This window comes from Acinetobacter sp. SwsAc4, from assembly GCF_013391535.1.
Taxonomy (GTDB): Bacteria; Pseudomonadota; Gammaproteobacteria; order Pseudomonadales; family Moraxellaceae; genus Acinetobacter.
Genome location: NZ_JACAXC010000009.1, coordinates 27,106 through 48,805 on the forward strand (window position 1 = coordinate 27,106; position 21,700 = coordinate 48,805).

Consider the following 21,700-nt stretch of genomic DNA (forward strand, 5'->3'; position numbering starts at 1 on the left):
TCATTCCTTAAATTTGATTATGTTGGATTTTCCAAGCACGATGAATTTTTTGATTACGTTTAAAGTCTAAGCCTATCGTTTCAGAAGTAATTTCTTCGACATGATAGATTGCTTCGATTTCTTCATCTAACTCAAACCCACGATAGTTATTTGAGAAGTACAAAGTACCATCACTGGTTAAACGATTCATTGCACGTTTAAGCAGGGAAATATGATCGCGCTGTACATCAAATGTACCATAAAACTTTTTTGAGTTAGAGAAAGTTGGAGGATCAATGAAGATGAGATCATATTGTTCATGAGCTTCTTTTAACCATTCAAAGCAATCACTCGAAAAGAACATATGTTGTTCATCAGCATGATCTACCGTTAAACCATTCAATACAAAATTTTCTTTTGACCAATTCAAATAAGTATTTGATAGGTCGACACTGGTGGTACTTGCTGCACCGCCAAGTGCTGCATGTAAGCTAGCAGTTGAGGTATAGCTATAAAGATTAAGAAAGTGTTTGCCACGTGCTTCTTTGGCAATTCTTAGACGAATTTGACGATGATCTAAAAATAAACCAGTATCTAAATAGTCTGTTAAATTGACGAGAATTTTAGCTTTGCCTTCCTGCACAATAAAACGTTTAGACGCAGTGCTTTGTTTCTCATATTGATTGGTTCCCGTTTGCTTTGCACGGGTTTTGATAAAAATTGCGTCACGATTTAAGCCAGTCACTGCACGAATGGCAGCTAAACCCAAATTAAAACGTTTTTTTGCTTTTTCAGGATCAATTGTTTTTGGTGGTGCGTATTCCTGAACATGCAAACGATCTCCATATAAATCGATGGCAATGTTAAAATCAGGTAGATCGGCATCATACAAACGTAAGCAAAAAATATTTTCTTTCACAGCCCATTTTTTTAAGGCTTGCATATTTTTTTGCAAACGATTAGTAAAGTCTTCTGCACCTTCAATTTTTTCAAATTGCTGAGGTTGCCATGTTGCCAAAAAAGGTTGGGTGACGGTTGCTGGCTTGATGGTACCAAAACGCACGTAGATTGGTAATTTACCATTCATCAAACGTAAAGTTTGAGGTTCGGTGATAGCCAGTACATCTGCTTGTTCAATTTGTGCTGCAATCACGGCAACAGGCTGATTTGGAAAATTCTTCTGTAATAATCCTGATAAACCTAAATAGAATGATCGACTAGAGGCCTTATCACCTAAACGTTCCCCATAAGGAGGGTTGGTGACAACAAAGGCTTTTTTACCTTCAGCATGGAAATCATCCCAATCTGCTAAAGTCCGTTCTTCAATTTGAATTTGGTCGAGTATTTTTTCAAAACCTGCTGCAATGATATTTTGGCGAGTGGCTTTAACCGCTTCCCAATCCGCATCGTAGGCATAAAACTTGGGTAGAGGTTGCTCTAAAGCCTTTGCATGACGTTCTGCTGCTTCTGCTTTCAGTGATAACCATAATTCACGATCATGTCCATGCCAACCATTGAAGCCAAAGCGACGTACTAAGCCTGGTGCACGATCGGTTAAAATCATTAATGATTCAATAATGAATGTTCCTGAACCACACATTGGGTCAAGAATAATGTCAGGCTGATATTGTGCTAATTGAGCTTTTTGTAGAATTGCCGCTGCCAGATTTTCTTTAATTGGCGCATCGGTCATAAAACGGCGATAGCCACGCTTATGCAGAGAATCACCTGATAAATCTAGGCAGTAAGTATGCTCAGTTTTGCCAGCCAATACATAAAGTGTAATTTCGGGTTGTTTAATATCAATACTTGGGCGTTTGCCAACCGCCTCCATAAATGAATCAACAACACCATCTTTAACTCGTAGTGTAGCAAACTGTGTATTGACTTTAATTTCGCGTTCTACATGTAGGCGAACAGCAAAGGTACTTTGTGGTGCAAAAACAAGAGACCAATCAAAGCTAATCGCACCCTCGTAGAGTTCTTCTGCAACATCACGCGCGTCATGTGTGAATTCAAGTCCATGGGTATGTATTGGTAACAACACACGAGAGGCTAAACGAGACCACATACAAACGCGATAGGCATTCTCAAGTGTGCCTTTAAATATTAAACGCCCAGCAAAACGTTGGATATTTTGAATGCCTAAATTCCCAAGTTCTTGTTGTAATAAGGTTTCAAGCCCGTCAGCACAGGTCACCCAATAGTCTGTTAGACGTGGTTTAGCGTTCATTCAAATTTCCAAAAACATTTTTAGCAATCGACTATTTTAACTGATTTTGGAAGAGAAATACGGTTTTTCTTTTGATGTTTAGCCTTATTATGTTCCATAGATTAATTCTAATTTGTGGTCTAAGGCATATTGTGAAACTCTTTGGATTAGTAATACGGTATTACTTATTTAGATTGAATCACGTCTTTGCTTTAAATTTTCAGCATATGTTTTTTACTTATCAGATAAGTTCACCATGTCATAAAATAATTTTTATTTGTTTTGAATGGTTGGTACATATTTTGCTTTCTAAAGCTGGATTATCAAGAAATACTTCTCCCAACGATGTGAGGACTTTATGAAAGCAAATACGAACCATGAACTTGTACTAAATGCCGAAGCTTTTTCTGTTGCAACTCAAATGTATGTGCGTTTAAGACGAGTCTGTAGTCGTGTGATTGATGTGATGTATTTGGTGCATGACCAAGCTTATGCTAGATATATTATGCAAATTGCACTGGAAACGCGCGATGCCGAATTAGCGCATTATGTTGAGCGTTTAAGTCATTTGCTTGATTTATATCCTGAGTCTGAATCAACATTATTTGTAGCAGAACCAAAGCAAACAAATGATGAAGAACTTTACTTTGCCGAAGTCACTGAAGAGGAAATCTATCGGGCACAAGTATCGCATCACTATATTGGTGCGCTCCGCTAGCCGAATCTGTTGCAACTCTCTCATTTAATGCAACATAATGGTGAAAAGTTGTTCTGCGAAAGTAGAGAAATTGGGCTACACTATGCAAGTTTTGGTGATTCGACCTATAGGAATCTTTTATGCATATTGCAGCCCTGCATCAACCAAGTCAGGTTCAATTGAATCAACAAGGAAATTTAAAGCACTTCTTAACCATTGAAGGTCTTTCTAAAGAAAGCCTGACCAAGATTTTAGATACCGCACAAAGTTTTTTAGACGACAATAATAATTTGATTAACCGTCCGTTATTAGAAGGGCTGACGGTAATGAATCTTTTTTTTGAAAACTCTACTCGAACTCGCACTACATTTGAGGCAGCTGCAAAACGTTTGTCTGCAAATGTTCTGAATATCGATATTGCACGTTCAAGTACCTCTAAAGGTGAAACGTTACGTGATACGCTTTGGAATTTGGAAGCGATGGCTGCGGATATTTTCGTAGTTCGTCATTCATCTTCTGGGGCAGCACATTTTATTGCTAAAGATGTTTGTCCTAAAGTGGCAATTATCAATGCAGGTGATGGTCGTCATGCGCACCCAACGCAAGCGATGCTAGATATGCTGACCATTCGCCGTGAAACCAAGAAGCCATTTGAAGACTTAACTGTGGCTATTATTGGTGATATTAAACATTCGCGTGTAGCACGTTCCAATGTGGCTGCTTTACAAACACTAGGTTGCAAAGATATTCGCGTGATTGCACCAAATACGCTGTTACCAGTTGGTTTTAATGAATATGGCGAAAATGTACGTCTGTTTAATAAAATGGATGCAGGCGTAACAGACTGTGATGTGATTATTGCATTACGAATTCAAAATGAGCGTATTGATTCACCTGCATTATCTTCACAATCTGAATTTTACAAAATGTATGGACTTAATAAAGAACGCTTGGCGCTCGCTAAACCTGATTGCATCGTTATGCATCCTGGTCCAATGAACCGTGGTGTTGAAATTGATTCAAGTATTGCGGATGGAGATCAATCAGTTATTTTGAAACAAGTAACCAACGGTATTGCAGTACGAATGGCTGTACTGGCACTTGCGATGCAAGGGCAGTTACAAGAACAAGGTTTAATTGAAGCGATTGCACTTTAAAGGATAGATCACATGAGTATTGTAAAAATTGAAAATGTCCGTGTGCTCGATCCAATTCAAAAAACTGATCAAGTTCAAACGGTTTATATTAAGAATGGTAAATTCGTTGATAGCGCAGATCAAATTGATGAAACGATTGACGGTCAAGGTAAATGGTTGATGCCCACTATGGTGGACTTGTGCGCACGCTTACGTGAGCCAGGGCAACAACAACATGGGACATTAAAGTCAGAAGGTAAAGCTGCGCGTGCAAATGGTATTTTACATGTCATTACTCCACCAGACTCAAAACCTATCGTACAAGATAATGGCGCACTTATTCATGGTCTGATTGAAAAGGCACAATTAGATGGTGGTATTTATCTACATATTATTGGTGCACAAACTCAAGGTTTGAATGGGAAGCAACCTTCTAATATGGCTGGTCTAAAAAAAGGCGGCTGTACTGCGGTTTCAAATGCTAATGCCGCATTTGATAATGATGATGTCGTGATTCGCACGCTAGAATATGCTGCTGGTCTAGATTTAACAGTAGTGTTTTACGCAGAAGAGCCGCAAATCGCGAAAGATGGTTGTGCACATGAAGGCTTTATTGCATCGCGTCAGGGTTTGCCAATGATTCCTGCGATTGCTGAAACTGTGGCGATTGCTAAATATTTACTCATGATTGAAGCAACAGGTGTCAAAGCCCATTTTGGTTTATTGTCATGTGGTGCGTCTATTGATTTGATTCGTGCTGCGAAAGCCAAAGGTTTGCCAGTAACTGCGGATGTAGCAATGCATCAACTTCATTTAACTGAACAATTAACGGATGGATTTAACTCTCTAGCACATGTTCGTCCGCCACTACGCTCTGAACAAGACAAAGCTTTGTTGCGTCAGGGTTTAAAAGAGGGCGTAATCGACGCTATCTGTACCCATCACGAACCATTAAGTAGTTCAGCAAAAATGGCGCCTTTTGCAGAAACTCAGCCAGGTATTACAGCGTTCGATACCTATGTCGGTTTGGGTATTCAGCTTATTCAAGAAGGTGTTTTTGATGCTTTAGAATGGGTCGAAAAAGTTACCTTAAATCCTGCTAAAGTTGCCAATATGACTGAACGTTGGAAACAAGAATCAGGTTGGGTACTGGTTGATCCAGGGCTAGAGTGGACTGTTTCAAAAGAAACAATTTTATCTCAAGGTAAAAATACACCGCTGTTAGGTCAAACCTTGAAAGGCAAAGTGCTTCAGACATTTATCTAAACTTTATTTCTGAGCAGAATAGGTCAAGTTACTTATTCTGCTTAACTATTTCAATTAGTTAATTCATTATTGTGATCTTTTCTTAAAGAGTTTATTGGTACATTATTCCGCTTCTAAAAAGGTTCTATAAAAATGAGAATTACATTCATTGGTGCAGGGCGTGTTGCCTATCATTTAGCAAAAGTACTCCATCATGATCACCAGATTGTACAAGTTTTTAGTCGTGATTTAGAAAAAGCCAATCGTTTAGCATCTTTAGTGGATGCTGTTGCCATCAGTGATTTTGAGCAATTAAGTGCTGATATTGATCTAGTGATCATCGCTATTTCTGACCAAGCAATAGCTGAAGTTATTAAAAAAATTAGCTCTTCTTTACAGCAAGTATTAATTGTACATACTTCAGGAAGTACAAGTTTAGAAGTTCTTTCAGTAGTACACGACAAATCAGGTGTATTTTATCCTTTACAAACATTTAGTTATGAACGAGAGATTGACTGGACAACAACGCCTGTGTTTGTCGAGGCTGTAAACAATCATGATTTGGATTTACTCACCTCATTAACAGGTAGTTTGACTCAGAAGGTTTACCAATATAGTTCTCAACAGCGTCAGACATTGCACATGGCTGCTGTTTTTGCATGTAATTTTAGTAACTACTGTTATGATATTGCTAAACAAATTGTTGATGAACAACAGGTCGATTTTTCTTTACTTCACCCATTGATATTGGAGACTGCACAAAAAGCAACAATCAATGACCCTAAAGAAATGCAGACAGGTCCAGCCATGCGTGGTGATGAAAATATTTTAAAAATGCATCATAAGTTATTAGAAAAAGATGCAAGAAATGATCTTGTTGAGGTTTATAAGCTCTTAAGTGAAGGTATTAAGACCCGTCATTTACATGGTAAATAACCATAAATGTATAAATTGTATAATCTTTTTTATCTAAACTAAGCTCGGTCGTGTTTGCATTTTTTTATAATTAATAATAAGAAGGGCAGATCGAATAATACCTGTATTAGAAAACTTAAGTATTGTTTATAAACACATTTAGCTGATATGAGTTGTTTAAATATCAGCTTAGAAATTAGGTAAATGTGTCTTGAACTTAATCAATTCTTTTGTTTAAAACGATGTTTGCATTTTAGACATAAATAATCTTGAAAAATATTCTTGTCGATCACGACACCCGCTTTTTTTCCGAAAATATTACCAACTACGCCACCTGTAATTCCGACACTAATTGCACCCACGAAAGTTCCAATAGTTCCACCAACAATTACACCCAATGGACCTGCTACAGTTCCTATAGCTGCGCCAACTGATGCACCAGTTGCTGCACCACCTACTGTACCAGCAGTTGTGCCAGCAGCAGTCATTAAAACGCCACCTGTAGTTTTCAGTAATTTGTCATGATCACGTACTTCGATTTCTGTAGAACCACATTTAGGGCATTGCAGAGTTTTTTCCATAAAACCAACCTATCTTCATCTTTGGGCTAAATCATTGCACAGAATAGAGCACTCATTGTTTATGAAACGATAATTTCTTCATTTGAGATCAAAATGATTCATTATTTATTTTAGCTAAACATGAATAAAAAATATTTATAGATCATGTAAATAGAGGGCTGTAAATTTGAACACATTTGATTTTACAAAGTAAGCATATAGGTTTGATAGGTACAGCTTTTATAAGTTGTTTTAATAATTCACTTTTTGTCTTTTATATTTGAAATTTAAAATTGAGTTGGTTTTTAATAGGTTGAAATAGCATTAAATGTTGATATTTAATGCTATTTTTTAATTTTGATGAATTACTACTTTATTTTTTTGAAAATAAAGTCATTGATCTTATGACCAGATTCAAGTCCACGACGCTCAAATTTGGTTACTGGACGCCATTCAGGGCGAGGGTAGCTATTACCTTTACCTGCTAAATTTTCCATGTCTGGACGATTATCTAAAATATCAAGCATCCATTCTGCGTATGGCTCCCAATCAGTAGCAGCATGGAAGGTACCCCCAAGCTCTAACTTCTGTTCAACCAGTTGCATACGTTCATGAATCACAAAGCGGCGTTTAAAGTGACGCTTCTTCTGCCATGGATCTGGGAAGTACAGTTGCACACAGTTAATGCTGTTGTCAGGCATTTCACGTAATACTTGAATCGCATCTGCGTCAAGTACAAATAAATTCTTCAAGCCAGCCATACCAGCTTCATACACGCATTGTGCAATTCCTGGTACATGTACTTCGATTCCGACAAAATTACGTTCTGGATTGGCTTTTGCCATGAGTACCAAAGAACGCCCCATACCAAAGCCAATTTCAACAGTTAAAGGTCGTTCAGGATGTTCAAAGTGTTGACGTAAATCACCAACGGGGTATTCCAAAATTAAATCACGATAATCTTCTAAAGCAGTCCGTTGTGATGTATTAAGCGGAGCTGAACGACGCATAAACGTCACAATTTCACGGTGCTCAGGCAAATTGTCGAGTTCCGTAATTTGCGTTTCTAACTGATCGTTTGACATGATTCTGGAGATATAAATATAGAAATGCAGTATTTTAAGTGTTCATCAGGTCAAGTCAAATCTTTAAATGATTTTATTTGATCATTTGTTTTTCCAAACGATCAAAAACTTGTAAAAAAATCTTCATGTTTTTGTCACAGAGATTGAATAGCCTAATGTCGATTTAAACATTAAGTAAAAATTTATGAAAAATTTTAAATTCCATTCGATTGCAATTTGTTTCGGCTTATTGGGGGCTTCTTCGGTATTTTCTGTGGCACATGCCCAGTTGATGTTTAGCCAATATATTGATGGTAGTAATAATAAAAAAGGATTAGAAATTTATAATCCAGATCAAACAGCCGTTAATTTAGCTGATTATGAGATTCAACAGTTTAATAATGGTGGTGCATCTAAGCCATTTGTCTATCCTTTAGTCGGAAACCTTGCGAGTAAGGGGCGCTTTTTAGTTGGACATACTGCCTTACAAACTGAGTTAGGGGATAAGGTCAATCAAGTCGCTGCACTTTCGTTTAATGGCGATGATGCCATTTTATTGGTTTATAAAGGCAAAGTGGTAGATCGTTTTGGAAGATTGGGTGAGCAACCAGCTTCTGGTGGCTGGGGCACAACAACAATTAGTAAAGCGAATAGTTTTACTCGCTTGCAAACGGTAAATCCTGTAGCTGAGGTTGATCCTAAAACTATATTTGATCTTGATAATTCTTGGCGTGCATGGAAGGATCGGAATGATTTTTCAAATCTAACAGGCTCAACAACACCTCCTATTACTGAAATAGTCAGTTGCTCAAGTACGGACACCGCGATTGCAGATTTAAATAATAAAGCAACTCAAGGGCAAAACTATACGCTCCGTGGTGTGATCACTGCTGATTATCGTTATGAAAATGGTTTCTCTGGTTTTTATATTCAAACTATTGATAGTAAAGCTAAACCAAACGTGAGTAATGCGATTTTTGTTTATATTCCAGCGAGTAGCTCTGTTAAAGGCGGGCAAGTTGGGGATGAAGTGATCTTACGAGGACGTTTGACTGCGTATCAAAACCAATTACAGATTGATCAGTTACAGCAAGATATTTTGACTTGTAATAGCAATATGGCAAATCAGGTACAGCCAAAAAGTGTTGATTTACCGTTTCATAGTTTGACTGAATTAACTGCAAATTCACCGCAACTTTATCAAGGGATGTTGGTAAAACTACCGCAAACTTTAACCATCAGTGAAAATTATAACTATGGTCGCTTTGGTGAGCTGTCACTGAGTAAGGAGCGATTATTTATTCCAACAAACTTATATTCACCTTTATCTGCTGAGGCAAAAGCATTAGCACAGAAAAACTTATTATCGAAGATTATTTTAGATGATGGTTATAACAATCAAAACAGAACGCCTTGGTTGCCGCAGAGCTTCAGTGCAACAAATAGTTTGCGCTCTGGTGATCAACTTAAGAACATTGAAGGGATTTTAGAATACCGTTTTAATGATTGGCGCATTCAGCCTATTCAGGGGCGTAGTCTTCCAGAATTGGTCGCTAAAACACCATCAAGACCAAATGTCGCCTCTAAAGATACGCGGTTGATTCGTGCAGCAGCATTTAATGTCTTAAATTATGACAATGGCAAAACAGGATTTCCAACTGAGCGTGGAGCATCTAGTCAATCTGAATTTGATAAACAGCATCTGAAAATTATTAAAGCTTTAAAAGCAATTGATGCCGATGTATACGGTTTGATGGAAATTGCAAACAATGGCTATGATAAAAATAGTGCAATTGCATATTTAACCCAAGCTTTAGGCGCTGATTGGAAATATGTAGTTCCTGAAAATCAGGATCGTTTAGGAACAGATGTGATTGCCGTTGCCATTATTTATAACAGCAAACGTGTAAAACCTGTGAACAAGCCAGTTGTACTTGATTTAGGTGATAAGAATAGATCGACGATTGCGCAAACTTTCCAACCGATTTCTGGAAAGCAAATGTTCACGATTATTCCTAATCACTTGAAATCTAAAGGATGTACAGGTGTTGATACGAATACAACAGATGCTGATCAAAAAGATGGGCAGGGTTGTTGGAACCCAACACGTGTGAAAGCTGTTGAACAACTCGTTCAATGGATGGCAAAAAATCCAACTCAGGTTGAAAAGCCAAACATCTTAGTTTTGGGGGATATGAATAGTTATGCTAAAGAAGATCCGATTCAGGTGTTTGAAAAGGCAAATTACAAAGTTCTATTAAATGACAAAGTTGTAGGGCAAGGTGAGCAGGCTTATAGCTATGTGTTTGGTGTATCAAGTAATGCGGAAGGCTATGGCGGCGCAGGCAATTTAGATCACGCAATCGCTGATGCAAATTTATATAGTAAAGTAAAAAAAGCATTTACTTGGCATATCAATGCAGATGAACCAACAGTCTTAGATTACAACGAAGAATATAAAACCGATGCACAAAAAGCATTATTTTTCTCAGAAGATGCTTATCGCTCTTCAGATCATGATCCTGTAATTGTTGATCTTGATATGAGTGATGCCGAGAATAAACCTTCACCGTCAAATACTTCATCGGGGAGTTTTGGATGGTTATCGATCTTAGGTCTTTTGGGTCTTGCAAGTTTTTCCAAGCGCTCGAGAAAAGATAAAGTGTGATCTATGCAAAAAGAGGAGGATAGAAGTAATCTATTCTCCTCAAAAAATGATCTATTTGAGCAGGATATATACGATGATAATAAAAAGTTGACATAAGACTACTTGCAAAATCATGTAATTTCACTAATAGTCAGATCATTCAGTATTTTTTACTTTTTTTGACAAATTTGTGGAAACACATTTTGCAAATTATGGTAAAGCATTCTAGAACATAAGAGTTAGATAACAAGGATCAATTATGAAGTTGTATTACTCACCTGGTGCTTGCTCATTGGCAGCGCATATTATTTTAAATGAAATAAATGTAGATTTTGATTTAGAACGCGTTGATCTAAAAACACATAAAACCTCGAAAGGGGTAGATTATTATGAAATTAACCCGAAAGGTTATGTTCCAGCTTTAGAGATTAATCCTGGTTTAATCTTAACTGAGAACGTTGCAATTTTACCGTTTCTGGCACAACACGATCCTAAACAGGATTTAATCCCACCATCGGGCATGGGGCGTGCCAAAGTCCTTGAATGGTTAGGTTATTTAAATTCTGAGTTGCATGATGCTTATGCAGTTTTCTTTAGTGGTAAGTTAACGGATGATGAAAAAACCAAAGCATATGCTGAGGTAGATCGTTTACTGAAATATATCGACAATTATTTAGCTGAATCAGAATATGATTATTTAGTAGATGATAATTTTGGTCCAGCAGATGCGTATTTATTTGTACTTACAAATTGGTCAAATCATATTGAACACGATTTAACACCATATATTCATATTATCGCTTTGCGTAATAAAGTCGCTGAACGTCAGTCGGTACAAATTGCAATGCGTGATGAAGGATTACTCGGTTAGTTTTCTCTGCATTAAAAAAGCCTCTGTGACCAGAGGCTTTTTTACATCAACCCATCTTATTGTTGAGCTTTTTCTTTCACATCCGCAGCACCTGACTCTACCGCACCAGCAACTTTAGCAGTTGCATCACGTGCAGCAGCTTCAGTTTTAGCAGCAGCTTCAGCAGTTGCATGAGCAGTATGATCAGCAGCAGCGTCGATTTGATCACCCGCATTATCAACCGCAGTTGCAACATTGTCAGTCGCAGTTGCTGTTGCGTCTTTGATGTCAGCACCAGCCTGTTCAGCAGCGTTTTCTAAATGTTCGCCAGTAGTTGCCCCAGTTTCAGGCGCTTTATCTTTATTACAGCCTACAAGCGCAACAGTAGCAGCGAGACCTAATGCAACAAGTAATTTATTCATTTTTCGTTCCTTTTCTTTGTGGCATCCAATACTATATGGATAGCCAAAATATAAACATAAAAACGTTGACGAATAAAGTTGAAAATTTGTTGATAACTTGTAAAAACACGCACTTACATTTGAAAAATGTAAGTGCGTGCACAAGTTTTTATGTTGGCCTTACACTCCAGAGCGAATCATATAATCAAAAGCGGATAGAGACGCTTTGGCACCTTCACCTGTCGCGATGATGATTTGCTTGTAAGGCACGGTGGTACAGTCACCCGCAGCAAATACACCTTTGACATTGGTTTCATTACGATCATTGATCACAATCTCACCACGATTGCTGAGTTCAACCGCACTGTTCTTCAAGAAATCTGTGTTTGGTAATAAACCAATCTGTACAAAGATTCCTGCAAGCTCAACTGTATGTTCAACATCAGTCGCGCGATCTTTGTATTTCAACGCCGTCACTTGAGCACCATCTCCGACCACTTCAGTACTGAGCGCATTTAAGATCACAGTGGTATTCGGTAAGCTGTTTAATTTGTCTTGCAACACTTGATCTGCACGAAGCTTGGTATCAAACTCAACCAACGTCACATGCTCCACAATTCCTGCAAGGTCAATCGCTGCTTCTACACCAGAGTTACCACCACCAATCACCGCAACACGTTTGCCTTTGAATAATGGGCCATCACAGTGTGGGCAGTACGCCACACCACGGGTACGGTATTCCGCTTCACCCGGTACATTCATTTCTCTCCAACGTGCGCCTGTTGAAAGAATAATGGTTTTCGATTCAAGCTTAGCCCCATTTTCCAATTCAACTTCAACCAAACCATTGTCAGTCTGATCTGCACCTGTGATCTTGCTGACACGTTGTAAATTCATGATATCCACACCGTACTCACGTACATGGGCTTCCATATCTTGAGCGAACTTCGGACCTACAGTTTTTTGAACCGTGGTGAAGTTCTCAATGTCCATAGTATCCATGACCTGACCACCAAAGCGTTCAGCCACGATACCTGTTTTGATCCCTTTACGTGCTGCATAAATCGCTGCTGTACCACCTGCAGGGCCACCACCAATCACCAATACATCAAAAGTATCTTTGGCATTGAGTGCAGCGGCATCTTTTTCAGCTGAGTTGGTATCTAGCTTCGCCACGATTTCTTCCAAAGTCATACGACCTTGTCCAATATGTTCATTGTCTTGAAACACCATCGGTACAGCTAAGATTTTGCGTTCTTCGACTTCTTCTTGGAAGAAACCACCATCAATCATGGTCGCCGTTGTATTCGGGTTATAGATTGCAATCAAGTTGAGTGCTTGAACCACATCTGGACAGTTATGGCAGCTCAATGAGACAAACACATCAAAGTTTGAGTTCAAGTTTAAGCCTTTGATCTGGTTCAATACTTCATCAGATACTTTAGGCGCATAACCTGACACTTGTAATAAAGCCAAGATCAAAGAGGTAAACTCATGTCCCATTGGTAGACCAGCAAAGAACACACGTGGTTGTTCACCTGCTTTAGCTACACCAAAACTCGGACGGCGAGCGTTTGAACCGTCAAAACGCGCCGTAACTTGGTCAGAAAGTTCTGCAATTTCAGTCACGAGTTCTTTGATTTTTGCAGCTTTGTCTGATTCATCTAAAGCCGCAACTAACTCAATTGGACTTTCTAAACGTTCTAAGTAAGCTTTTAATTGCGTTTTAATATTTTGATCTAACATGTATTTCTCCAAATTCTAAGCAGTTCAAATCAGCTAAATTCATTCAATGAAGCCATAGTACGAAAAAATAATGAATAGGTAAAACAGTATGTTTTTATGGGTTTGATCGGATTTTTGAATTTAAGATAAAATAAACATTTTGAAGATTTTTATACCTAAAAATTTGAATATATTCAAACTTGTTATATAACTGCAATTATTTCATGGCATAGCCTAAAGGAAAAATAGCATGGCATTACAACGTGGCATCTACCAACACTATAAAGGGCAACTTTATCAGGTTTTCAACGTAGCGCGTCATAGCGAAACCGAAGAAGAATTGGTGGTGTATCAATGCTTATATGGAGATTACTCGATGTGGGTACGTCCACTCAGTATGTTTACCGAAACAGTTCAGCTTGAAGATGGACAGGTGATTCCACGTTTCAAATTGATACAGATCACTTAATTGTTTTATTGGGTCTTGCATCGCGATAGGCGATAGTGTTGTGGACTACATCCCATCATTTTATTAAATGCACGGGTGAAGTTTCCAGGGTTGGAATAACCCAGTTCATAGGCAATATGGGTGATGGTAAAGGTTGAATTTTGTAGAAGGTCGATAGCTCGTTCAATGCTGATCTGCTGTTTTAAGACATGAAACTCGACACCCTGTTGCTGTAAATAGCGTTGCAGGGTTTTGGTAGAAATATTTAGAACTTTAGCGCATTCGGTTAAGGTCGGCACTTGATTGGCTTGTCTTAGCATCATGCTGACCCATTCAACAATTTCGCCCTGATGGTAAATTTTTTGAATCTGTTCCTGACAACGTTGTTCAACCACTTTTAGGCTATGAGCGTCCGCCAAAGGTAAGGAAAGTGCCAACTGTTGTTGATCAATCAGAACGCGTATACCTGATATCCATGTGTAATTAAAATGAAAATTTGCTTTAACGAGATGTATATAGCGTTCAGCATAAACAGGCTCGGGTATACTTAAATAAATTTGGTAACGTTGTAATTGTTGTCCTGCAAGTTCTAATAAGCTGTAATAAAATCCAACGGCAATTGCTTCAATATGAAATGCTAAACATTGCTTATTCATTTGTAAGATTGGTTCAAGTAATAACTCAACCTTATGTTGATGAGTTGGAAATTGAATCGATAGCTTAAAGCTCGGCATAATTAGCCGAAAATATTGTGCAATTAATTTCAATGCATGTTCTAAATTTGGACTGGTCATTAATGCATATCCAACCAAACTATGCGAACTGAGTTTTAGATTTTTACCGAGTTCAAAAGCCAAATCTTCTGTATTAGGTAGGCTCAGGCCAAGTGCAATAAATTGTTCAATTTGTTGAATTGATAAAAGCTCAGTTTTAGAAAGTTCGTTATGAAATGCGTTTAATACTTGATGATCATATTGATGAGTACCAATCAGAATTTCGATCAACCGCAAATAATAACGAGACGGAATAACAGGGATTTGCTGTTTTTGCACAATAAAAAACCACCAAAGTCTTAAAATGATAATATCAAGTCTTAAAATGATAATATAGAGTGACTGCAAAAGAACACAATCAATTCAAGCAAAACATTTTGTGTTTGATTGAGGAGTTTCTAATGAATATGCATACTCAACTGGATGTAGAGCAAGCAACAACAACTTTTAAAGATAAAAAACGTCATTTGTGGTTATTGGGTTTGGCAGTACCGACCATTGCAATGAGTGGTTTAGCAGGTTATCAATTTGGACCGAAAAAAACCAAAAAATTCTTTGCCTCTTTTGGCCCATTATTTATTCATGGTGTTATTCCTGCACTGGATAAGTTAATTGGTGAGGACACAGAAAATCCACCACTTGATGCGATTGCAGATTTAGAAGCTGATCCATATTATTCTCGAATTGTTAAACTTTTTATTCCATTGCAATATGCGACCAATATTTACGGCACTTATTTGGCAAGTCGTAAAGGTACATCACTTGCAGATCAAGCGTTATTGGGTACTTTGGTGGGGATGGTGAATGGTATTGCCATCAATACGGCGCATGAATTGAGTCATAAAAGTGGTCGTCTCGAACATTATTTATCACATTTGGCATTAGCTCCATCGGGCTATAATCACTTCCGTATTGAGCATCCATATGGTCATCACCGCCGTGTTGCAACGCCAGAAGATCCAGCATCATCTCGACTTGGTGAAACTTTCTGGAAATTTTTACCGCGTACAGTGATTGGTAGTTTCAAATCGGCGATCGAAATTGAGAAAAATCGTTTAGAGCGTAAAAAATTGCCATTCTTCTGTAAAGAGAATGAATTGATTCATGGTTGGGCGATGTCTGCCGTGTACCATGCTGCTATGTTTAGCAAATTTGGAGTGCGTTCAGCACCGTTCCAAGTGACACAGGCTGCCTATGCAATTACTTTGTTTGAATCAGTAAATTATATTGAGCATTATGGTTTAAAACGTGAAAAGAAAGCCAATGGTCAATATGAGCGTACTTTACCTGAGCATAGTTGGAACAATAACAATGTAGTGACTAACTTGTTCTTGTATCAATTACAGCGTCACTCAGATCATCATGCAAATCCAACACGTAGCTTCCAAACTCTACGTCATTTTGAAAATGCACCACAGTTACCAGCGGGCTATGGAGCGATGATTTTACCAGCCTTTATTCCTTCATGGTGGTCAAAAATTATGGATGATCGAGTAGTAGAGCATTACAAAGGCAATATGGAGAAAATTAATATTCATCCAGACGCAAAAGAGAAAATATTAGAGAAGTATGCTGAACAAGTTGAAGTCGAAGCTGCTTAATAAATTTAAATAAAAAACCAGCCTTAATCTAGGCTGGTTTTTTTATTTATGAGGCTAAAAGATAAAGTCGTTTAAAATGCAGATCAAACTCAAGGTATTTATGGACAAAAGCAGTCTTATCAGTTGTGCGTAGCAAATTGTCATAGATAAATTCTGGAACAGGATGATAAAGCTCGGCTGTGCCATTGCTGTAAAAAATTTTTAAGTAGCGTGAAGAAATATCATATTTCCAAAAGGTTACAACAACAGTTTTTTCCATATATTTTCCCCCATTTTAGTTTGATCATTTAGTACATACGAAAAACTCTTTATGTTTCATAATTTGACATTACTCCATGTAAAGCAGGCTGACAATTGACAAATGAATTTCGTTATAAATTTATAAGTATAAGAATTGTAAAAATTTAGTATTGAATTGAGATCGATGTATCGCAAAAAGTGAGCAAATGACAAATAAAAAGAAACCACTCTTTTAGAGTGGTTTCTTTTCAACATTGTTAAATCTAAAAATTAGATTTTACCAACGAGGTCGATCGATGGAGCAAGAGTCGCTTCACCTTCTTTCCATTTAGCTGGGCAAACTTCGCCTGGGTGGCTTGCTACGAATTGAGCAGCTTTAAGCTTACGTAAAGTTTCTGAAACATCACGTGCAATTGCATTGTCGTGAATTTCAGCAGTTTTAATTACGCCTTCTGGGTTGATGATGAACGTACCACGTAAAGCTAAACCAGCTTCTTCGATATGCACATCAAAAGCACGTGTTAATTGATGTGTAGGATCACCAACTAATGGGAATTGAGCTTTACCTACAGCAGGAGAAGTTTCGTGCCATACTTTGTGAGAGAAATGAGTATCAGTTGTTACGATATAAACTTCTGCACCAGCTTTTTTGAATTCTTCGTAGTTCTCAGCAGCATCTTCAACTTCAGTAGGACAGTTGAAAGTAAATGCAGCAGGCATAAAAATAAGAACAGACCATTTGCCTTTAAGATCAGCATCAGTGACTTGAATGAATTCACCGTTACGGAATGCATCAGCTTTAAATGGTTTAACTTCAGTATTAATTAAGCTCATCATTGTCTCCATGATTGAGGTTTTATTGAGAGGCTAAGGCCTTATTTGTTTACGAGGTTAAGAATAAATAATTTTTAGTTATTGGGGAAATAGTATTTTTACATGACTAAAATCGGAAAATTGAATGAATCAATATAAAACGATTTTCACCCTAAGATATAAGCCTATTTGACTCCAATAAGATGAAGCAAATATGACGAATACCTAAAACTAACTTGCATAACAACATGCAGTCGATAGTATTAAAATTCAAGGGTAAAATTGAAAAAATCTAAAAAATATAGAGAAAACCAAGATATACACTTAGATTTTTACCTATGTTTTGCTTGGTTTAAAAATAAGAAAATACAAAAGTACCTCTGTGTATCAATTGAATAGTGCATGTTTTTGAAAAGAACTAAATGTGGTTGCTTTGCATAGCAACGCTTTAAGGCGTAAAATAGCTGATTATTTTTATTGTTAGGAAAGCTGTTCAGTGCAGAGTCATTTAAATGTAGATCAATGGGTTATGGCACGTGACCGTCACCGTTTAAATCGACTGCGCAAAGATAAAAAAACACCACTAGCAGAAATCGAAAAACTTTTTCAACAGTCAAATGACAAAGTCAAACAACGCTTAGCGCGTATTCCCCAAATTAAACTCAATCAAGATTTACCTGTTACTCAGTATGCAGATCGTTTGATTGCCGCAATACAAAAGCATCAAGTGATTATTGTGGCGGGTGAAACGGGTTCGGGTAAAACCACACAGTTACCACAAATTGCTATGCTCGCTGGTCGTGGTCTCACTGGGATGATTGGGCATACTCAGCCGCGACGTTTAGCTGCTCGTAGTGTCTCGCAACGTATTGCAGAAGAAGTTGGGCAGAAACTGGGTGAGGCGATTGGCTTTAAAATCCGTTTTAATGAGCAGGGATCGCAAGATTCTATCGTGCGTTTGATGACGGATGGTATTTTGTTGGCTGAGCTGACGAACGACCGCTTCCTTTCAAAATACGACACAATCATTATCGATGAAGCCCATGAGCGTTCACTGAATATCGATTTCATCATGGGTTATCTCAAACAGTTATTACCAAAGCGTCCTGATTTAAAAGTCATCGTCACCTCAGCAACTCTAGACGTAAACCGCTTTAGCCAATACTTTAATGATGCACCGATTTTTGAAGTAGAAGGGCGCAGCTTCCCTGTTGAAGTACGTTATCGTCCAATTTCGGAACTCAGTATTATTGGTAGTGATGATGATGAGTTTGATGATTTTGAAGAGAACTTACCACGTGCTGTTGTACAAGCGGTCGAAGAGTGTTTTGCTGATGCTGAGAGTAAAGGGCATCCAGAACATGCTGATATATTGATTTTTGCCAGTACAGAGCAAGAAATCCGTGAATTACAAGAAACCTTACAGAAGTATGGTCCTCGGCATACTGAAGTGTTGCCTTTATATGCGCGTTTGGCACTCGCCGAGCAGCAAAAGATTTTCAGTCCAAGCGGTAAAGGTCGCCGTATCATTATTGCAACCAACGTTGCTGAAACAGCATTAACCGTTCCTAATATTCGGTATGTGATTGATAGCGGTTTTGCTCGTATTTCACGTTATAACTACCGTTCACGTGTGCAACGCTTACCGATTGAAGCGATTTCACAGGCAGCAGCCAATCAGCGTAAAGGTCGTTGTGGTCGTATTGCTGCGGGTGTGTGTATTCGTCTATACAGTGAAGAAGATTTTTTAAGTCGTCCTGAGTTTACCGAACCAGAGATCAAACGAACTAACTTAGCTTCTGTTATTTTGCAGATGCAAAGTCTTGGTTTAGGTAGTTTAGAAGCTTTTGACTTTATTGAGCCGCCTGATTTTCGTTTGGTGAATGATGGACGCAAGCTTTTGATTGAGTTAGGTGCATTAAGCGAACGTAAGAACGATTTAACTAAAGTCGGTCAAATGATGGCACGCATGCCGATTGATCCACGATTAGCACGTATGCTGATTGGTGGCGCTCATTTTGGTGTACTGAAAGAAACTTTAATTATTGTCAGTGCCTTGGCGATTCAAGATCCACGTGAGCGTCCTGCGGACAAGCAAATGCAGGCCGATCAGAAGCATGCCTTATTCAAAGAAGCGGACTCAGACTTTTTATTCTATTTAAAACTTTGGAATACGCTGCAAACCAGTCCTGAAACACAAACTGAAAATAAGCGCCGTCAATTTGCGCGTCAACATTTTTTAAGTTGGTTACGTTTACGGGAATGGAAGCAAACCCATCAGCAATTAGTTGAGTTGGCTGAAGGATTAAAGCTGAGCTTTAATGAAAAGGCAGCCAATTACGAAAATTTACATCGAGCATTATTAACAGGTTTACTGTCATTTATCGCCAATAAAACCGATGAACGTAATACCTTTATGGCGGTACGTCAGCAGAAAGCCAAAGTATTTCCTGCCAGTACACTGCATAAGACCAATACTGCTTGGGTGATGGCATTTGAGATGGTGGAAACTTCTCAAGTGTATTTACGAACTTTAGCAAAAATTGATCCTGAATGGATTTTATTAGCTGCACGTGAGCTATTGAAATATCACTATTTCGAACCACATTGGTCGAAAAAAGCAGGCATTGTGAATGCCTATGCGCAAATTTCATTGTTTGGTTTAATTATTGAACCAAAACGTATGGTGAATTTTGAGAAAGTTGATCAAGCCGCAGCCCATGAAATCTTTTTACGGGATGCCTTAACGACTGGTAATTTGGGTATTACACCGCCATTTTTAAAACACAACTTACTTAAACTTGAAGAAGTTGAGCGTGTTGAAGATAAACTGCGTCGTCGTGATTTAGTGGTCGATGAAGAAACTATTTATCAATTTTATGCAGCGAAAGTCCCAGAAGAAATTGCCAGCCGCCGTAGTTTTGAAGATTGGCGTGCAACAGTAGAGCCAGATCATCCGCGTTATCTTTTTGTAGAAGATGATGCCTTATGGATGAATGATCGACCAACCACACAGCAATTCCCAGATTATTTACATAATGGACAATTGCGTTTAGCTGCGAGCTATCGTTTTGATCCAAGCCATGATGAAGATGGTGCAACGGTTAAAATTCCTGTGCAGGCTTTGCCACAAGTAGATGAAAAACAATGGTCATGGGGGATTCCTGGGTGGCGTCAGGATTTAATTGAGGCTTTGCTCAAGGCGTTGCCTAAAGACAAACGTCGTAATTTAGTTCCGATTCCAGATACTGCGAAAAAACTGATGCAAGGTGTCGATGCAGTACATTTGCGTGAACATCTGTTTAGTTACTTGGCTTTTGCTCTGCGCGGTGAGCAAATTACTGAAAAAGATTTTTCTTTTGAACGAATTGATCAATATCTTGTACCTTTTATTAAAGTTGTGGATGAAAAAGGCAAACTCATTGCGCAAGGACGTGATTTAGACGAACTCAAAGCGCGTTGTCGTGTCGAAACTCATCGTCCTGTGAAGCAGCAAAAGGGTGAGTTCCAGACTTTTCCTGAAAATTTTGTATTTGAAGCGTCTCAAAAAGTCACGGGAGTGGTCGTAAAGCAATATCAGGCTTTGGTTCCAAGTAAAGTTTTTGCTGAACTTGATGTTAAAGATGAGTCGGGTGTGGTGATTCAAACCTTTAATGATCAGGATGAAGCAATTAAGCAACATCGTGAAGGCGTGATTCGTCTTTTACACATGCAATTGGGGGATTTAATTCGTCAATTGAAAAAACAGATTTCCAAACCATTAGCTTTGGCATATTCGCCTTTAGGTGATCGGGCGAAGTTGGAACAAATGCTGGTTTATGCAACCTTACAAGTTTCAATAAAATCCTTGCCTAAAGATACAGCGGAATTTAATCAGCTAATGGCTGATGTAAAAAAGCAATTCTTAGCAGATGGTCAAAAAGTTTTAATTGATATTACTGAGATTTTTACTCAATGGCAGCAAATTCGTCGCGAGTTATTGGTTTTAGATCAGGATATCTTTGGTCGAAGTGTGGATGACATAGAAGACCAACTTGATTTAATGTCGTTGGCGAACTTTGTCTACAGTAAACCTGTTGAGATTTGGCAGGAATACCCACGGTTTTTAAAAGCATTGCTATTGCGTTTGGATCGTTTGCCAAATAATCTACAACGTGACCTCGCTGCAATTGACGATATTGATCCATGGATGGACAAAGTATTTAAATTTAAAAATGATCCTAAAATCAAAGAATTGTATTTGATGTTGGAAGAACTTAGAATTTCCTTGTTTTCTCAACCGATGAAAACAAAGATGCCAATTTCACCAACTAGATTGCAAAAACTATGGGATCGATTAGCAATCGGTTAAACTGAGCAATAATGAAAGTTAGAAGCATTCTTTACAGGAGTTT

General features: G+C 38.2%; 17 protein-coding genes. 9 read left to right on the forward strand and 8 right to left on the reverse strand.

What is annotated here, in order from left to right:
• Positions 1 to 7: 7 nt before the first annotated feature.
• Entirely contained in the window at positions 8 to 2,212 is a 2,205-nt protein-coding gene (gene rlmKL, locus HYG88_RS06510; RefSeq protein WP_005159612.1) for a bifunctional 23S rRNA (guanine(2069)-N(7))-methyltransferase RlmK/23S rRNA (guanine(2445)-N(2))-methyltransferase RlmL, read from the reverse strand.
• 337 nt (positions 2,213 to 2,549) lie between these two features.
• Between rlmKL and HYG88_RS06515 the strand changes: the two genes are divergently transcribed.
• The 4 genes from HYG88_RS06515 to HYG88_RS06530 all read left to right on the forward strand — a co-directional run bounded on the left by HYG88_RS06515 (position 2,550) and on the right by HYG88_RS06530 (position 6,205).
• Complete coding sequence (locus HYG88_RS06515; protein ID WP_005159614.1) at positions 2,550 to 2,909, forward strand: hypothetical protein; 360 nt, start codon at positions 2,550 to 2,552, stop codon at positions 2,907 to 2,909.
• A 119-nt stretch (positions 2,910 to 3,028) separates the two neighbouring features.
• Entirely contained in the window at positions 3,029 to 4,045 is a 1,017-nt protein-coding gene (locus tag HYG88_RS06520; protein ID WP_005159617.1) for an aspartate carbamoyltransferase catalytic subunit, read from the forward strand.
• 12 nt (positions 4,046 to 4,057) lie between these two features.
• Positions 4,058 to 5,290 carry a dihydroorotase gene (locus HYG88_RS06525; RefSeq protein ID WP_005159621.1) on the forward strand — a complete coding sequence of 411 codons (1,233 nt, stop codon included), beginning with the start codon at positions 4,058 to 4,060 and terminating at the stop codon, positions 5,288 to 5,290.
• Positions 5,291 to 5,422: 132 nt separating this feature from the next.
• On the forward strand, positions 5,423 to 6,205 hold the full coding sequence (locus tag HYG88_RS06530; protein WP_005159624.1) for a Rossmann-like and DUF2520 domain-containing protein: 783 nt from the start codon (positions 5,423 to 5,425) through the stop codon (positions 6,203 to 6,205).
• 200 nt (positions 6,206 to 6,405) lie between these two features.
• On the opposite strand, the gene HYG88_RS06535 is transcribed toward HYG88_RS06530, so the two are convergent.
• Both HYG88_RS06535 and trmB read right to left on the reverse strand, forming a co-directional pair.
• The gene (locus HYG88_RS06535) at positions 6,406 to 6,765 is read right to left on the reverse strand and encodes a hypothetical protein (RefSeq protein ID WP_004915115.1); all 360 of its coding nucleotides are present in this window, start codon (positions 6,763 to 6,765) and stop codon (positions 6,406 to 6,408) included.
• A 347-nt stretch (positions 6,766 to 7,112) separates the two neighbouring features.
• The gene (gene trmB, locus HYG88_RS06540; RefSeq protein ID WP_004662584.1) at positions 7,113 to 7,829 is read right to left on the reverse strand and encodes a tRNA (guanosine(46)-N7)-methyltransferase TrmB; all 717 of its coding nucleotides are present in this window, start codon (positions 7,827 to 7,829) and stop codon (positions 7,113 to 7,115) included.
• Between the two features lie 184 nt (positions 7,830 to 8,013).
• Here trmB and HYG88_RS06545 point away from each other — a divergent pair, with 184 nt between their 5' ends.
• Both HYG88_RS06545 and HYG88_RS06550 read left to right on the forward strand, forming a co-directional pair.
• On the forward strand, positions 8,014 to 10,476 hold the full coding sequence (locus tag HYG88_RS06545) for an ExeM/NucH family extracellular endonuclease (RefSeq protein WP_178882789.1): 2,463 nt from the start codon (positions 8,014 to 8,016) through the stop codon (positions 10,474 to 10,476).
• A gap of 238 nt (positions 10,477 to 10,714) precedes the next feature.
• Entirely contained in the window at positions 10,715 to 11,326 is a 612-nt protein-coding gene (locus HYG88_RS06550; RefSeq protein WP_004662579.1) for a glutathione binding-like protein, read from the forward strand.
• Between the two features lie 56 nt (positions 11,327 to 11,382).
• Here the strand turns inward: HYG88_RS06550 and HYG88_RS06555 are convergent, their stop codons facing one another.
• Together HYG88_RS06555 and ahpF are read right to left on the reverse strand one after the other, a co-directional pair.
• Complete coding sequence (locus tag HYG88_RS06555; RefSeq protein ID WP_178882790.1) at positions 11,383 to 11,727, reverse strand: hypothetical protein; 345 nt, start codon at positions 11,725 to 11,727, stop codon at positions 11,383 to 11,385.
• A gap of 159 nt (positions 11,728 to 11,886) precedes the next feature.
• A complete protein-coding gene (gene ahpF, locus HYG88_RS06560) occupies positions 11,887 to 13,452 on the reverse strand; it encodes an alkyl hydroperoxide reductase subunit F (protein ID WP_178882791.1) in 1,566 nt (521 codons plus the stop codon).
• 229 nt (positions 13,453 to 13,681) lie between these two features.
• Here ahpF and HYG88_RS06565 point away from each other — a divergent pair, with 229 nt between their 5' ends.
• The gene (locus tag HYG88_RS06565; RefSeq protein WP_039046993.1) at positions 13,682 to 13,900 is read left to right on the forward strand and encodes a DUF1653 domain-containing protein; all 219 of its coding nucleotides are present in this window, start codon (positions 13,682 to 13,684) and stop codon (positions 13,898 to 13,900) included.
• A 5-nt stretch (positions 13,901 to 13,905) separates the two neighbouring features.
• Here HYG88_RS06565 and HYG88_RS06570 read toward each other — a convergent pair whose 3' ends face one another.
• The gene (locus HYG88_RS06570; protein ID WP_178882792.1) at positions 13,906 to 14,931 is read right to left on the reverse strand and encodes an AraC family transcriptional regulator; all 1,026 of its coding nucleotides are present in this window, start codon (positions 14,929 to 14,931) and stop codon (positions 13,906 to 13,908) included.
• Between the two features lie 122 nt (positions 14,932 to 15,053).
• Here HYG88_RS06570 and HYG88_RS06575 point away from each other — a divergent pair, with 122 nt between their 5' ends.
• On the forward strand, positions 15,054 to 16,253 hold the full coding sequence (locus tag HYG88_RS06575; protein WP_005159642.1) for an alkane 1-monooxygenase: 1,200 nt from the start codon (positions 15,054 to 15,056) through the stop codon (positions 16,251 to 16,253).
• A 46-nt stretch (positions 16,254 to 16,299) separates the two neighbouring features.
• Here the strand turns inward: HYG88_RS06575 and HYG88_RS06580 are convergent, their stop codons facing one another.
• Both HYG88_RS06580 and ahpC read right to left on the reverse strand, forming a co-directional pair.
• On the reverse strand, positions 16,300 to 16,512 hold the full coding sequence (locus HYG88_RS06580) for a KTSC domain-containing protein (RefSeq protein WP_005159645.1): 213 nt from the start codon (positions 16,510 to 16,512) through the stop codon (positions 16,300 to 16,302).
• Between the two features lie 251 nt (positions 16,513 to 16,763).
• Complete coding sequence (gene ahpC / locus HYG88_RS06585; protein ID WP_004662563.1) at positions 16,764 to 17,327, reverse strand: alkyl hydroperoxide reductase subunit C; 564 nt, start codon at positions 17,325 to 17,327, stop codon at positions 16,764 to 16,766.
• Positions 17,328 to 17,802: 475 nt separating this feature from the next.
• On the opposite strand from ahpC, the gene hrpA reads away from it, so the two are divergent.
• Positions 17,803 to 21,657: an ATP-dependent RNA helicase HrpA gene (gene hrpA / locus HYG88_RS06590; protein ID WP_005159649.1), complete on the forward strand. Its 3,855-nt coding sequence runs from the start codon at positions 17,803 to 17,805 to the stop codon at positions 21,655 to 21,657.
• Positions 21,658 to 21,700 lie beyond the last annotated feature (43 nt).